At 58.8% G+C, this 13,438-nt stretch carries 14 protein-coding genes; 11 read left to right on the top strand and 3 right to left on the bottom strand.

The features are described 5' to 3' along the window. Window positions 1-143: 143 nt before the first annotated feature. Window positions 144-1,727: an SLC13 family permease gene (locus tag LG409_RS04560; RefSeq protein WP_227407703.1), complete on the bottom strand. Its 1,584-nt coding sequence runs from the start codon at window positions 1,725-1,727 to the stop codon at window positions 144-146. A gap of 343 nt (window positions 1,728-2,070) precedes the next feature. Between LG409_RS04560 and LG409_RS04555 the strand changes: the two genes are divergently transcribed. The 3 genes from LG409_RS04555 to LG409_RS04545 all read left to right on the top strand — a co-directional run bounded on the left by LG409_RS04555 (window position 2,071) and on the right by LG409_RS04545 (window position 3,599). Then, window positions 2,071-2,700: a CDP-alcohol phosphatidyltransferase family protein gene (locus LG409_RS04555; protein ID WP_039175697.1), complete on the top strand. Its 630-nt coding sequence runs from the start codon at window positions 2,071-2,073 to the stop codon at window positions 2,698-2,700. 154 nt (window positions 2,701-2,854) lie between these two features. Beyond that, window positions 2,855-3,031 carry a hypothetical protein gene (locus LG409_RS04550; protein WP_227407702.1) on the top strand — a complete coding sequence of 59 codons (177 nt, stop codon included), beginning with the start codon at window positions 2,855-2,857 and terminating at the stop codon, window positions 3,029-3,031. A gap of 247 nt (window positions 3,032-3,278) precedes the next feature. After that, window positions 3,279-3,599 (top strand): hypothetical protein, encoded by a 321-nt coding sequence (locus LG409_RS04545; RefSeq protein WP_227407701.1) that lies wholly within the window; start codon window positions 3,279-3,281, stop codon window positions 3,597-3,599. Between the two features lie 67 nt (window positions 3,600-3,666). On the opposite strand, the gene LG409_RS04540 is transcribed toward LG409_RS04545, so the two are convergent. Next, window positions 3,667-3,996: a hypothetical protein gene (locus tag LG409_RS04540; protein ID WP_039175695.1), complete on the bottom strand. Its 330-nt coding sequence runs from the start codon at window positions 3,994-3,996 to the stop codon at window positions 3,667-3,669. Window positions 3,997-4,253: 257 nt separating this feature from the next. Between LG409_RS04540 and sstT the strand changes: the two genes are divergently transcribed. Next, window positions 4,254-5,477, top strand: a complete 1,224-nt coding sequence (gene sstT / locus LG409_RS04535; RefSeq protein WP_193461628.1) for a serine/threonine transporter SstT — start codon at window positions 4,254-4,256, stop codon at window positions 5,475-5,477. 120 nt (window positions 5,478-5,597) lie between these two features. Here sstT and LG409_RS04530 read toward each other — a convergent pair whose 3' ends face one another. Next, window positions 5,598-6,902 (bottom strand): MFS transporter, encoded by a 1,305-nt coding sequence (locus LG409_RS04530; protein ID WP_227407700.1) that lies wholly within the window; start codon window positions 6,900-6,902, stop codon window positions 5,598-5,600. A gap of 145 nt (window positions 6,903-7,047) precedes the next feature. Here LG409_RS04530 and LG409_RS04525 point away from each other — a divergent pair, with 145 nt between their 5' ends. The 7 genes from LG409_RS04525 (at window position 7,048) to LG409_RS04495 (ending at window position 13,424) form a co-directional block, all read left to right on the top strand. Then, the gene (locus LG409_RS04525; protein ID WP_227407699.1) at window positions 7,048-7,788 is read left to right on the top strand and encodes an AzlC family ABC transporter permease; all 741 of its coding nucleotides are present in this window, start codon (window positions 7,048-7,050) and stop codon (window positions 7,786-7,788) included. Next, complete coding sequence (locus tag LG409_RS04520; RefSeq protein WP_096921328.1) at window positions 7,785-8,120, top strand: AzlD domain-containing protein; 336 nt, start codon at window positions 7,785-7,787, stop codon at window positions 8,118-8,120. Before LG409_RS04525 ends, LG409_RS04520 begins: the two co-directional genes overlap by 4 nt. Before the next feature lie 118 nt (window positions 8,121-8,238). Then, a complete protein-coding gene (locus tag LG409_RS04515) occupies window positions 8,239-9,714 on the top strand; it encodes a DHA2 family efflux MFS transporter permease subunit (protein ID WP_227407698.1) in 1,476 nt (491 codons plus the stop codon). Beyond that, on the top strand, window positions 9,711-10,724 hold the full coding sequence (locus LG409_RS04510; RefSeq protein WP_227407697.1) for an ABC transporter substrate-binding protein: 1,014 nt from the start codon (window positions 9,711-9,713) through the stop codon (window positions 10,722-10,724). Before LG409_RS04515 ends, LG409_RS04510 begins: the two co-directional genes overlap by 4 nt. After that, on the top strand, window positions 10,718-11,722 hold the full coding sequence (locus tag LG409_RS04505; protein WP_039175685.1) for a FecCD family ABC transporter permease: 1,005 nt from the start codon (window positions 10,718-10,720) through the stop codon (window positions 11,720-11,722). The genes LG409_RS04510 and LG409_RS04505 overlap by 7 nt, the downstream gene beginning before the upstream one ends. Then, window positions 11,719-12,756, top strand: coding sequence for a FecCD family ABC transporter permease (locus tag LG409_RS04500; RefSeq protein ID WP_227407696.1), 1,038 nt, complete (start codon window positions 11,719-11,721; stop codon window positions 12,754-12,756). The genes LG409_RS04505 and LG409_RS04500 overlap by 4 nt, the downstream gene beginning before the upstream one ends. Before the next feature lie 44 nt (window positions 12,757-12,800). Next, the gene (locus tag LG409_RS04495; RefSeq protein ID WP_227407695.1) at window positions 12,801-13,424 is read left to right on the top strand and encodes an RraA family protein; all 624 of its coding nucleotides are present in this window, start codon (window positions 12,801-12,803) and stop codon (window positions 13,422-13,424) included. Window positions 13,425-13,438: the final 14 nt, after the last annotated feature.

Below are 13,438 nucleotides of genomic sequence, written 5' to 3'. Positions count from 1 at the left end.
ATCCAGAAAGTATGACCGCATCATACCAACCCGATGGCCAACGACGCACAAAAGCCGAGCACAAAAAGCCCCGCACGAGGGCGGGGCCGGAGCCTGGTGGCTTCCCGCTGGCCTACCAGAGGAGCCAGCGGCGACACACCGGGTTAGTTGCGGAACGCGTCCGGGTATGTGGTCAAATCCACGCCCCAGAGTACTGGCAACATGAAGTATACCGCCGCGGCAATCAGGAACATGGAAATGATGTTCAGCCAGAAGCCGTTGCGCACCATCTCCATGATGGTGATCTTGCCCGTGGCAAAGATGATTGCGTTGGGCGGCGTGCCCACCGGCAGCATGAAGGCACAGTTGGCCGCCATGGCCGCAGGTACCATCAACACGAAGGGATGGATGTTCAACGCCAGCGCCAGCGACGCCAGTACCGGCAGAATCATCGTGGCCGTGGCCGTGTTCGAGGTGATTTCCGTGAGGAACAGCACCATGCCCGTGGCCAGCAGAATCACCAGCATGAAATTGACGCCTTCCAGCACGCTCATCTGACCGCCAATCCAGGACGCCAGGCCCGAAGAGCCGAAGCCCGCCGCGATGGCCAAACCGCCCCCGAACAGCAGCAGAATGCCCCAAGGCACGTCTTTGGCCACGCTCCAGTCCAGCAGGCAGCCGCCTTTGGAGGGCGAAGGAATCAGGAACAGCGCAATGGCCGCGGCAATCGCGATCATGGTGTCGTTGATGCCAGGAATGTTGATGATCTGCCCCTGCCACAGGAACGAGCGGGTGATCCAGAAGAATGCCGCGAACAGGAAAACGCCCAGTACGGCTTTCTCTTCGAAAGATATCTTGCCCAGCGCCTCTTTCTCCTTGCGAATCAGCGCACGGCCACCCGGCAGCTTGGCCAGCTTGATGGGATAGATGAAGCGCGTCAGCATGACCCAGCCGATGAACAGCAGGATCACCACCACGGGGAAGGCAAACATCAGCCAGCCCGCAAAGGAAATTTCGACGCCAAACAGCTCGCTGACGATAGCGGCCAGAATGATGTTGGGCGGCGTGCCGATCAGGGTGCCCAGACCGCCGATGGTGCCACCGTAACCCACACCAAAAATCAACGACTTGCTGAACTTGTCGATTTCGGCACTGTGGTCTTCCGAGCTCTTTTTCAGCTCTTCCGTTACCTGGAAGACAATGGCAGTACCAATCGGCAGCATCATCATGACCGCTGCGGTATTGGATACCCACATGGACAAGAAGCCGGTGGCCGCCATGAAGCCAAAGACGATGCTATTGATGCTGGTGCCCAAAATGGAAATGATCGACAGCGCAATGCGCTTGTGCAGATCCCATTTTTCCATGGCCAGAGCGATCATGAAGCCGCCAAGGAACAGGAAGATGATCGGGTTACCGTAGGCCGCCGTCACCGTATTGCCATCCAGGGCGCCGGTAATCGGCAGCAGGATGATGGGCAGTAACGAGGTGACCGGGATCGGAATCGCTTCGGTGATCCACCAGACGGCAACCCACAGCGTGGTAGCCAGCACCATGCGCCCTTCGAAGCTCAGGTCGGCCGGATGGAAAAACAGCAAAACAAAGGCAAAGAGAGCTGGCCCGAGTACCAGGCCAATTTTTTGCGCCGTGTTGAAGGCAGGCGGACGCGGAGGCTGATTGCCTGGCTGTGCGTCAGAGGAACCACCTCGCCCAGCGCTGCCCGTGCCAGAAGTGGGCAGCGCACACATGAGGAGGTTTTTTGCTTGGTCGTGGGAATGCCAAAGGGAGTCCCAGAGCGTCATCGTGGCAGTTCTGCGCATTATGAAGTACCGCTCGCAGTCAGGGTGAACGAATGGGCGCCGTACGGGCCAACCCAAGGACAAATGTGCCAGCGCGTCTGGCTTTTTTGAGGTGCCCTTTATTCACTGCCATAAGCCATTAGTCCAGTAAATTGACGGCAATTACAACCAAAGTCTAAACACTTTGGTCGTAATTATTAGCATTGGCTAAGATGTTGCCCGCAGAGAATCAAGGTATACAAATCTGTTTCACTGCTCCAGGCTGAGCCCCACACCGCTCAGGAGTTCACCCATGCTGGACCGCTTTACCATGCCCCTGACCCACCCTCCGCTACGCTGGGTCGCCCGCGCGCTTCACGCCTGCCGCATCACCCCGGACCAGGTGACCCTGGCGGCCTTTCTAATCGGTATGCTGGCCCTGCCCCTGCTGGCCTTCGAGCATTATGGCTGGGCGCTGCTGGCCATCGTGCTCAATCGTATAGGCGACGGCCTGGATGGCGCGTTGGCAAGGCTTGGCCAGCAACAAAGCGATGCAGGCGGGTTTCTCGACATTGGGCTGGACTTCGTCTTTTACGCCGCCGTGGTACTAGGCTTTGCGCTGGCAGCCCCGGCGCAAAACGCACTGCCCGCGGCCCTGTTACTGTTTGCCTTCATTGGAACAGGCACGTCGTTTCTGGCGTTTGCGATTGCGGCTCGAGCACACCAGGTGGAACGCCCGCATTTTCCGCAAAAAGCTTTCTATTACCTGGAGGGTTTGACGGAAGGCACGGAAACCGTGATAGCGCTGATCGTGTTCTGCCTGTTTCCCGACCATTTCCCCTGGTTGGCGTACCTGTTCGCTGCAGCCTGCCTGATCACCACGGCAACGCGGCTGTGGGGCGGCTACTGGACCCTGCGCCATCACGATGACATGACACGATAGTTAACATTTTGTATAGCTTTTATGAATTATTCCGTGACGCCATGGTCTATGCTTTCAAGACAGAACACAGTGTGACAACAAGCACTGACAAAGCGCTACCGCAGTATTGCTAGAGGGGGTCACACACATTACCCACCCTGAGGGAGGTAAGCTGATGCGACAACATCTTTATAAAGGCACACAGCCAGGAAGCCGTGAGCATTTAGAAAAATACCTTATGGATCAGAAACGTAGCCGCGCAAAAACCAAAGAGCCCGATACGCTCGCCATTGCCACCAGCGCGTTTTTCCTGGGCTGCGCCATGACACTACTGGCCATGATGACGTTTTAGCCCATCGCCAGCGGCCCACAGCACCACTGAAATCCCCACCTGTCGCGTGGGGATTTTTTTAATTCATGTGATTTTTTCCTTACCTGCCACACGGCGATTGATTCTCGTCTCTCCCTGTATTACTCTCAATTGGTACAAGACGCGTACAAATAGCTACCACAGAGCAATTTGACGCATCAACCTGCTGATACAGCAAGGGAAGATGGCCCTTCAAGGGCGATCACTAGCATTCACAAGGAGACGTGGCATGCCATTTACACAGTTGACCGATATTTCTCAGGAAGGACTGCAACTGGCCATTCGCGAACTCAGGGAAGAAATGTTCGACACTCCCGAGTGCGATTACACCATCGCCAAGCTGCTCTGCCATTGCGGCCAGTTCGAAGCGGCAGAACGTCACATCGATGACATGCTGCTGAAATGGGGCACCTCTCCGGAGGTCGTCACGCTTACCGAAAAGGCCTATGCCGACATGGCAACCTTGAGCGCCTCACAGCACGCTGAATCTTCCAGTGCCGCTAATCAAGCGATGAAAGCGACGTCATCCGTTTCTGTCGCCGTGGCTTGATGCACTGACTACCCAGTTTCCTACAAGGCTTACTTCGGCTTGCGCTCCCTGAGCGCAAGCCGTTTTTTTAGTCCAGATGCTCCAACGTGACCACGATATCCTGGCGCGATACATCGATGTTCCAGAAGGTATAGCTATCGTCATCCTCATCGACCAGGCGAATATCGAAGTAAGGGCTGCGATAGCCCGTCAACGTCACCCGCTGGGTATCACCATTCATCAACACATCGCTCCCTAGCACGTCCTCTTCCCAGCTGGAAGACGATGCTGGGCTCACGTACATGTAATAGATGGTGTAGCCGGTACGATTGGTGATATCCACATAGTAATCGTCCGCCATCACGAGCGACGAGCTGCACAGCAGCAATAAAGAGAAGAGCCACACTTTGATACGCATGGGTGTATTCCTGATGTTTTTTTAGAGGAAACCACGTTAGCGCGCCAAGCCTGCTGACGCCGAGCCCAGACGCTAATATCAGTATATCTCTGGCCTGCCATTTTCGAGATAGCCTTAGGCGCTTTTTTGCAGCCCCCACAGCTTCTGCGTAGCTGATAGAATACTGCCCCTTTCAGGCACGGGCTGGCGGCTTGCCAGCTCGCGGCTCCACCGACTACTGCACCTACTATCTGCACCCACTACCTGAGAGTTCCGTCATGATAGCTACCGCCACTGCCCTCTTCCGACCACTGTTACAATGGGGGCTCGTACCCCAGATCGTGATGGGGATCATTGCGGGGGTGCTGCTGGCGCTGCTCGCCCCTACGGTCGCCAGCGACATTGCCTTGCTGGGCCAACTGTTCATCGCCGCCCTGCAGGCCGTCGCCCCCATTCTGGTATTCGTACTGGTCGCTGCGGCTATCGCGGCACATCGCCAAGGGCAACCTACGCACATTCGTGCGGTGCTGCTTTTATATGTATGTGGAACACTGATCGCCGCGCTGATTGCGGTGGCCGCCAGCTTCTGGATGCCGACCGAACTGACGCTGGATGCCGGACAGGTAGACGGCAACCCGCCCAGCGACATTTTCAGCGTACTGCGTGACTTGCTGCTGAATGCGGTCACCAACCCGGTCAGCGCGCTGATGGAAGGCAACTTCATCGCCATTCTGGCCTGGGCCATTGCGCTGGGTCTGGCGCTGCGCCAGGCGGCCGATACCACGCGCCAGGCGCTGCAAGACCTCTCCAACGCCATTACCCGCATCGTGACGCTGGTGATTCGGCTGGCCCCCATTGGCATTTTTGGCCTAGTGGCGGGTACGTTGGCTGAATCCGGTATGCAGGCGCTGCTCAACTATGCCCAATTGCTGGGGGTCATCGTGGGCTGCATGCTGTTCGTCGCTCTGGTGAGCAACCCCTTGCTGGTCTATCTGGTCACTCGCCAGAATCCTTACCCCCTGGTGTTCACCTGCCTGCGCGGCAGTGCCATCACCGCCTTCTTTACGCGCAGCTCGGCGGCCAATATCCCGGTGAACCTGGAACTGTGCCGTCGCCTCAAGCTGGATGCCGATACCTACTCCATCTCCATTCCGCTGGGTGCCACCATCAACATGTGCGGCGCCGCCATCACCATTACCGTCATTACCCTGGCCACCACCCATACGCTAGGCATTGCCGTGGACTTCCCCACTGCCCTGCTGCTGTGCGTCGTCTCGGCCCTGGCGGCCTGCGGTGTGTCTGGCGTGGCCGGTGGGTCGTTGATGCTGATTCCCATGGCGGCGAGCCTGTTCGGCATTCCTACCGAAGTCGCCATGCAGGCCGTGGCAATCGGCTTCGTCATCAGCGTGGTGCAGGACTCCACCGAAACGGCGCTCAATTCGTCCACCGACGTGCTGTTTACGGCTGCCGCCTGCCGGGCGCAAGAAGCGAAGCGCGCGTAGGCGTTTGCCTTGGGGAGTGGCGGCTGGCCACCGCCACTCCCCCGCGCGCCCTCCCACGACGGTTACCCACGGTTTTCTCTACGGCTCTTCTCAACTACTTGGCTCTACGACGCTCTCGTACTACCCGCTGGATGTTTTCAGCAGTCTCGCCAAACGCTCACGCTCATCCTCTTCATAAAGACTCGGGTCATCAAAGAGGTCGCGCTGGGTATCATCGAAGATCATTTCCAATACCTCTGCACTACTTTGGACCATCGGCTCGAAGTGCGCCGTATGCGTGCCCCATGCCCTGACACGGCGGCGGCGATAGAGGGCATAGATACCCAACAGGGTAAAGACGCAGGCAATATAGATAGGCAGGCCGTGGCTGCCGACCAGGGTCATCAGTGACCCGGCAGCCATCGGCGCCACGGCACACCCCGCGCCGTGCATGACCAGCATATCCGCCGAACCCGCGACAATTTCATCCGGGTGGAGCTGGTCAATCAACTGCGCTACCGCCAACGGATAGAGGGAAAACGCCAAACCACCCCAGATAAAATAGAGCCCCAGCAGCACCTCGTGACTGGGGGCAAAGGGCATGGCGGCGGCGGTCAAGGCCGCCAGCAGCACCACCCAGATCATCACCTTGGGGCGGTCATGCTTGTCGGAAAAGCGGCCGATGGGGATCTGTAAAAGCGCGCCGCCCATGATCGCCACACTCATGACCCAGCCAACACCGCCAATATCAAACCCCAGTTGCGTGGCGTATATCGGCGTCATCGACCAGAACGCCCCCATGGCCAGCCCGGATAACGCGGCAGAAGCCACCGCCAGCGGCGCAAAGCTCAGCAGTGCACGCAGGCTGCTTTTGGGCCGTTCGGAGATTTTGGGCTGAACGCGACGGGTCAAGGTAATGGGTAACAGCGCCCAGTTGATCAAAATAGCGATCACCACAAAGAGTAGAAACCCTACCGGCGAAGAGAGGCGCAACAGCTGTTGGGCGAGTGCCAAGGCACCCAGATTAACCACCATGTATACCGCAAAAATACGCCCCCGCTCATGGCTGGCGGCTTGGCTATTCAACCAGCTTTCGATCACCGTAATTAAGGTAATGAACGCAAGCCCGTAGATCACCCGCAACGGCAGCCATACCCACGGGTCGATAAACACCAGATGCAGCAGCGCCACCGATGAACAAATGGAAGCGCAGAAGCCAAAGGTACGAATGTGCCCCATACGCCGAATCAAGCGCCCGCTTACCCAGGTGCCGCAGATAAACCCGACAAAATAGCCGGACATGATGATTCCCAGCACCGCGCTGGAGAAACCTTCCGCCGTGCCCCGCAGGGTAAGCAGCGTGTTGAGCAGGCCATTGCCCAGCAACAGCAGTGCCACACTGCGCAGTATCGACTTAACGGGATTGAGCATGGCTAATGAATACATCGCGCTTCCTCGTAGCAGCCTCGCTACAGACCATGCATGAAAGATGCCACTGGAAATCTTCTCTACGCATGACACGCCCCTGACAGAAGGTCATAATAGTTGCCAGGCTAACGTTTCCTACTGACGGCCAAGGGAGTACGCCATCGTGAGCCAGTCGATCGAGCAAGCCGATACGAGCCAGCATTCCGCCCTGCGCGCAGGTTTTCAGGGCGTTCGCGAAGCCATCCCTCTGCTGGGAGGCTATGTGCCCGTTTCGCTGTCGTTTGGTCTGGTCGCGACCCAGGCAGGCTTCACGACCTGGGAAGCCGCGATCATTTCGGCCCTGATCTACGCTGGCGCCTCGCAGTTTCTGTTCGTGGGCATGATCGCGGCTGGCGCGCCGCTGTGGCTGGTGGTGGCGCTGACCCTGCTGATCAACGTGCGCCATGTGGTGTATGGGCCGAACCTGGCGCCTTTGCTACCCCGTAGCCGCCACTGGCCCTGGCTGATGCACGGCCTGACCGACCAGGTATTTGCCCTGGCGCTCACCCGCCTGCCGCAGCTCCCCGAGGTCAAACGTTTTGCCTGGTTCGTGGGCGCGTCGCTGCTGGCCTGGGGGGTGTGGATCATAGGCACCATCGCCGGAGCCAGCGGTGGCGAAGCCGTCACCGCCCGCTGGCCATTGCTGGGAGAAATCATGCCCTTTGCCCTGCCTGCGCTCTTCCTCACCATGGTGGCACCGCGCTTTACCAGCAAACACTGGGCGGCCGCCACCACTTGTACCGTGCTGGCCGCACTGGGCTTGAACCTGGCAGGCTGGAGCAATGTGGCCATTCCGCTGGCGGCGGCCTGCGGCGCCTTGTGTTTCTACACCCTGACCTTTCGCAGCCGGGAGCACACGCCATGAGCGCATCGCTGTGGGTTGCCGTGGTGATATGTGCGCTGGGCACGCTATTGATGCGGGTGGTGCCCTTTCTGTGGATGCAGCGCCGCCTGGGTAGCGACACCGGCCTCAATGCCATGCCGCAGTGGCTGGTGATCCTCGGCCCGCTGATGATTGCAGGTGTGCTCGGGGTTTCCATCGTGCCCGTCAACCCCAGCCCGACCTCGTGGCTCGCCACGGCCATCGGGCTGAGCGTGACGCTGTTGGTATGGCGGCGCCTGCGCTCCCTGGGCTGGCCAGTGGCGGCGGGGGTCGCGGTGTTTGGGATGGTGGAGCTCGCTTTTGCCATCCTGTAATGCGCCCACCCAACACAATTGATAACTATTTGCATCAAATAGACTGACGTGACATCATGTCTGCGCTGAATATCCGCCCTGCTGGATAACCATCTCGAGCACAGACAAGTGAACCTATATGCCGATCATGATGAGCGATGGCAGGAGAGTACTAGTCAGTGTATTACTAGGCACCTTCACCGTCAGCCTCAACAATAGCGCGCTCAATCTTGCCGTCGCCGAGCTGATGGCGTCCTTCCAGGCCAGCGCTTCTCATGTCAGCCTCGTGGTGACCATGTTCATGATTGCCATGGGCATGACCATGCCCTTGACGGGTTATCTGGCGGGGAGATTTGGCCGAAAGCCCATCTACCTGCTTGGCTTATGGGGCTTTTTGGCGGGCTCCACGCTTGGCGCCATTGCCCAAAGCCTGGATGGCATCATCGTCGCCCGTGGCCTACAAGGCATAGCGGCAGGGTTGATGATTCCGCTCTCGCTGTCCTTGATCTTCTCTGCTTACCCTAGCGAACGGCGTGGCCAGGCCAGTGGCATATGGGGCCTTGCCGTGATGTTGGCACCCGCTATCGGCCCAACGGTTGGGGGGCTGCTGCTTGAAGTCAGCCATTGGCGAGCACTGTTCTTGATGAACATGCCTTTTGCCCTACTGGGGCTACTGTGCGGTTATCGCTACTTGCCATCCGAGCCGCATCCGTCCAAACGCCCTTTTGATCTGACGGGCTTTGCCCTGATCACGTTGGGGATGGGCGCTATTCTCTTTGTACTGAGTCGAATAGAGACACTGACGGACCTTTTGCACCTTCAAACCGTGGCGCTGATCATGCTTGGGCTTGCAGCCCTGCTACTGTTTGTAAGGGTCGAACGGCGCCATGACACTCCGCTGCTGGATCTGTCTCTCTTGAGCCATCGGCGCTTTCGTCTAAGCGTCATGCTGGCATGCCTGCAGTCCATCATTCTATTCGGCTGCATCTTGCTCGTGCCGCTGTGGATGCAGAATACGCTCGGCTTTGGCCCACTGACCACGGGCCTGGTGTTTCTCGCCACGGCGCTGGTAGCGGCAATCTGCTCCCCCATGGCAGGGCGCCTCATCGATCGCTACTCACCCCGGTGGTGTATTGGCGTAGGGCTCATTGCCACCCTCGTTAGCTTGATAGGCTTGGGCACGCTCACGGCGGCGACTCCCGTTTGGATGATTGCCGCGTGGATGGCCCTGCGCGGCGTGGGTATGGGGTGTGCCTATCTGCCCTCTTCCACGGTGGGCATGAAGGATCTTCCTGAACAGAGCGTGACCCAGGCTTCTGCGATGAACAACATGTCTCGGCGACTCGCCTCCTCCTTGGGCATCGTCGCACTATCCATCTATTACGACGTGTCTGTGCACGCCGCCCTGCAACAGGGTGTGCCTTATTCGGACGCTAGCGCCACGGCGCTGCACATGGCATTTCTTGCTCTGGCCGGTATCGCTCTTGTTTGCCTTCCCCTGGCGTGGCAGCTTGGCAGATCCGTAGAGGAGTCTGATAACCGCCTGATCGGCGCTTCTCGAGCTGGAACCGCCCACCCCTCGTTGCCAAGCAACTCGGCCAGGAGAGCAGAATGAACCCTCTTCTGCTGCCCATGGCTCGGCGAATGAGCGCCGTGCTGTTACTGCTGGTGGTGAGCATGGGCGTGGCTCATCATGCCAACAGCTGGGCAAGCGCAGAAGCCCCACCCGACACCAGCAACTCGACCTCACAACGCATCGTGACCCTGTTCCAGGGAGCCACCGACAGTGCCGTAGCGCTGGGGCTGACGCCGGTGGGAGTGGTCGAGTCGTGGCTGGAGAAACCCATGTATCCTTACTTGCGTGATGCGTTGGATGGCGTCGAATACGTGGGGCTGGAAACTCAACCCAACCTGGAGAAGGTTGCCTGGCTAAGCCCCGATCTGGTCGTGGCGACCGATTTCCGGCACGAGCGTATACAGCCACTGCTGACACGCATTTCCAATACCGTAGCGCTCCCTGACGTATTTGACTTCAAAGACACGCTGGCAGCAGTGGCCGAGCACACGGGCCGTCAGGAAGAAGCCGCTATCTTGTTGCAGGAGTGGGATACACGAGTGAGCGATTTCCGTCGGCAGATAGCCGACTCCCTGGGCTCCGAATGGCCGCAAAGAGTCGCCGTGATACGTTTCAAGAGTGATCATGTGAGGATCTACTCCGGCGGATTTTCTGGCGACATTCTGGATGAGCTAGGTTTTGAAAAGCCCGATACGCTCAGCACACATGGCTGGGGAATGAAGCTTTCCAGTACCGAAAACATCCCGATTCTGGATGCCGACGTGATTTTCGTCCTGCTCGAACCGAACCCGGCCATTGCCGACAATTATCAGCGCTGGGCTTCGCATCCGTTGTGGCAGCAACTCGACGCCGTCAAGAGCCAACGTGTTTTCGAGGTCGATCCTATCAACTGGATGATGGGCGGTGGCATCCTTGCCGCCAATGCCATGCTCGACGATCTTTATCGCCACTATGGCCTGCACCAACAGCCATTGGCTTCCTCGACACAGAATCAGGTGTGCTTGGCTACCTCGTTCGCCGTGACACAAGGAATCACCACCGGATGTTGAATAGCGGCATCGCCAAAAGCATGGGACTCCTGGCGGGAGCCCTCGCCATGCTGGTGGCGTTCATGATGAGCATCATGTCGGGAACAACCGAAATACCCTGGCCAACGCTATGGGCCGCCCTGCTCCATTACGATCCTGGCCAGGTGCCCCACATCATTTTATATACCGAACGCTTACCGCGTGCCGTGATTGCTGCTCTGGTGGGCGCCAGCCTGGCCATCGCCGGGGCATTGATGCAAACCATGACGCGCAACCCGCTGGCGTCACCGGGAATCCTGGGTATCAACGCAGGAGCCATGTTCTTCGTCGTGGTTTCCGTTTCCATCTTGCCACTCCATACACCGGCTCATTACGTGTGGGCTGCCCTGCTGGGGGCGCTTATCGCTGCGCTGCTGGTGATGCTGCTCAGCCGAGGGCAGCACGGCGAGCTATCGCCTTTGCGGGTCGTGCTGGCAGGGGTCGCGGTGACGGCGATGTTCGTGTCCTTCAGCCAAGGGCTGTTGATCGTCGATCAACAAAGTTTCGAAAGCGTTCTCTACTGGCTGGCAGGCTCGGTTTCGGGGCGCGATCTCTCCCTGATCGTGCCGCTGCTGCCTCTGTTCACGGGGGCACTGGTAGTGTCAGGCCTGTTGGCACGCCATGCCAACGCACTGTTGCTGGGTGACGACATGGCTACGGGACTGGGCCTGCCCGCCACCACGATCAAACTGCTGCTGGGGCTCGTGGTCATTGTCCTGGCTGGTAGCTCCGTTGCCCTGGCAGGCATGATCGGTTTTATAGGTCTCATTGTGCCTCATATGGCGCGGGGCCTGTTTGGCATTGACCACCGCTGGTTGCTTCCCGCCTGCGCACTGTTGGGCGCTTGCCTGTTGTTACTGGCAGATGTCACGTCCCGTTTTCTGATGCCGCCCCAGGAAATACCGGTAGGCATCATGACGGCTCTGATTGGCACGCCATTCTTTATTTATCTGGCACGACGCAAGATGGCAGGACAATGAAACCGCACGCGACTTCCTCGTTTTCTTCAACGGTGGCGCCCCATAGTGCCCGGCTGCTGCCCCGAATGCTGGCACTGTGCCTGTTGCTGTTGGCAAGTACGGCCCTGTCGATCAGTCTGGGAAGCTTTCCCACGACGTTCATGCAAGTGATACGTGCGCTGGCCGCCCCCCAAGGTAGCGACATTGCCTTCATCGTCTGGGAGTTGCGTTTGCCACGCACCTTGCTGGCCATACTGGTGGGGGCTGCATTAGCCATGGCTGGCGCCGTTCTACAGGGAATTGTCCGCAACCCGCTGGCCTCCCCGGACGTTATTGGTATCACCAGCGGGGCGGCCTTGGCAGCCGTCATGTTTTTGGCACTCCTCGGCAGCCTGAGCATCGACTGGCTTCCGGTTGCCGCGATGCTCGGTGCAATGGTGTCGGCACTGCTGGTTTTCAGCCTTGCGTGGAAGAACGGCCTGCATCCATCTCGCATGGTGCTGGTAGGCATCGGCATGGCAGCCGCCATGGGGGCCTGCACCACACTGCTTATCGTGACCAGCGACGACTCTGCAGCCATGTCTGCTTATGTGTGGCTAACCGGAAGCCTTTATGCCGCCCAGTGGAGCGATGTAAGAGGAATACTGCCGTGGCTGTTGGTAGCAACCCCCGTTTGCCTCGCCTTGGCACGTCATGCCGATGTCATGATGCTGGGAGATGACGTTGCGGAGGGCTTGGGTGTTGCCATCATACGCAGTCGATTGAGCCTGCTGGCCTGCAGCGTTGCCTTGGTTGGCGCTGCCGTGGCTTATGCAGGTGCTCTCAGCTTTGTGGGCTTGATTGCCCCGCATGTGGCAGCAAAGCTGGTAGGCCGCTCCCTGATGAGGCTCATTCCCGCATCGGCGTTGGTAGGTGCGTTGATCGTGCTGTACGCCGACCTGCTGGGGCGGGTGGCCTTTTTACCCAAAGATCTACCCGCCGGTATTTTCGTGGCCGGCATAGGAGCACCCTTTTTTGTTTACTTACTGCACAGGACTCGGTACCAGCGTTCTTGAGTGTCGCTGCCGCCTTTCATGCATCTGATGGTGACGAACTGCCCATGTTTCATATCCAGCCTCGGAAGGACCACCTCTCGCTCCAACAGCGGCAGCGTTTCGCACGCATCGCCACCTCGACGTTGGGGCATTTTACCGATTTCGGCGCCATTTCGACGCTTTCACCTGTCAGGCGTCCGGTGCGGCTCTTGGGCACGGCCCTGACCGTACGCATCCCCCATGTGGATGGCAGCATCATTCGCGAGGCGTTGACAATGGTCTGTCCGGGCGATGTCCTGGTCATCGATGTGGGCAACGACCACCATCGGGCCTGCTGGGGTGAATTCAGAGCTTACGCCGCTCTGCGTAAGCAACTGGCTGGCATCATCACCAATGGCGCCGTCACCGATTGGGAGCACCTGTCCAGACTGTCGCTCCCGACGTTCGCGCGTGGCCACAGCCCACTCACCACAAGGGCATTGACGTTGGAAGGCGAGATCAATACGCCGGTTACCATCGAAGGGTGTGTGGTTACTCCTGGCGATTTGATCATCGGGGATGATGACGGCCTCTTCGTGGTTCCCCCCCACCGTGCCGACGCCTTGGCCGAGGCCGCAGGCAAGAAGCAGGCCCAGGAAGAGGAAAAACGGCAGGCCCTGAAAGCCGAACATCCCGATTGGTTTTACTGACGCTGCACTTGTCT

The organism is Halomonas sp. NyZ770, from assembly GCF_020616575.1.
GTDB classification, from domain to species: domain Bacteria; phylum Pseudomonadota; class Gammaproteobacteria; order Pseudomonadales; family Halomonadaceae; genus Vreelandella; species Vreelandella hamiltonii.
This window is presented reverse-complemented; position numbering and strand designations above follow the sequence as displayed.

What these genes read in the sequence shown, in the direction of transcription:
- LG409_RS04560 (WP_227407703.1), bottom strand. Translation starts at nt 1,727, where the DNA reads ATGTGTGCGCTGCCCACTTCTGGCACGGGCAGCGCTGGGCGAGGTGGT.
- LG409_RS04555 (WP_039175697.1), top strand. Translation starts at nt 2,071, where the DNA reads ATGCTGGACCGCTTTACCATGCCCCTGACCCACCCTCCGCTACGCTGG.
- LG409_RS04550 (WP_227407702.1), top strand. Translation starts at nt 2,855, where the DNA reads ATGCGACAACATCTTTATAAAGGCACACAGCCAGGAAGCCGTGAGCAT.
- LG409_RS04545 (WP_227407701.1), top strand. Translation starts at nt 3,279, where the DNA reads ATGCCATTTACACAGTTGACCGATATTTCTCAGGAAGGACTGCAACTG.
- LG409_RS04540 (WP_039175695.1), bottom strand. Translation starts at nt 3,996, where the DNA reads ATGCGTATCAAAGTGTGGCTCTTCTCTTTATTGCTGCTGTGCAGCTCG.
- sstT (WP_193461628.1), top strand. Translation starts at nt 4,254, where the DNA reads ATGATAGCTACCGCCACTGCCCTCTTCCGACCACTGTTACAATGGGGG.
- LG409_RS04530 (WP_227407700.1), bottom strand. Translation starts at nt 6,902, where the DNA reads ATGTATTCATTAGCCATGCTCAATCCCGTTAAGTCGATACTGCGCAGT.
- LG409_RS04520 (WP_096921328.1), top strand. Translation starts at nt 7,785, where the DNA reads ATGAGCGCATCGCTGTGGGTTGCCGTGGTGATATGTGCGCTGGGCACG.
- LG409_RS04515 (WP_227407698.1), top strand. Translation starts at nt 8,239, where the DNA reads ATGCCGATCATGATGAGCGATGGCAGGAGAGTACTAGTCAGTGTATTA.
- LG409_RS04510 (WP_227407697.1), top strand. Translation starts at nt 9,711, where the DNA reads ATGAACCCTCTTCTGCTGCCCATGGCTCGGCGAATGAGCGCCGTGCTG.
- LG409_RS04505 (WP_039175685.1), top strand. Translation starts at nt 10,718, where the DNA reads ATGTTGAATAGCGGCATCGCCAAAAGCATGGGACTCCTGGCGGGAGCC.
- LG409_RS04500 (WP_227407696.1), top strand. Translation starts at nt 11,719, where the DNA reads ATGAAACCGCACGCGACTTCCTCGTTTTCTTCAACGGTGGCGCCCCAT.
- LG409_RS04495 (WP_227407695.1), top strand. Translation starts at nt 12,801, where the DNA reads ATGTTTCATATCCAGCCTCGGAAGGACCACCTCTCGCTCCAACAGCGG.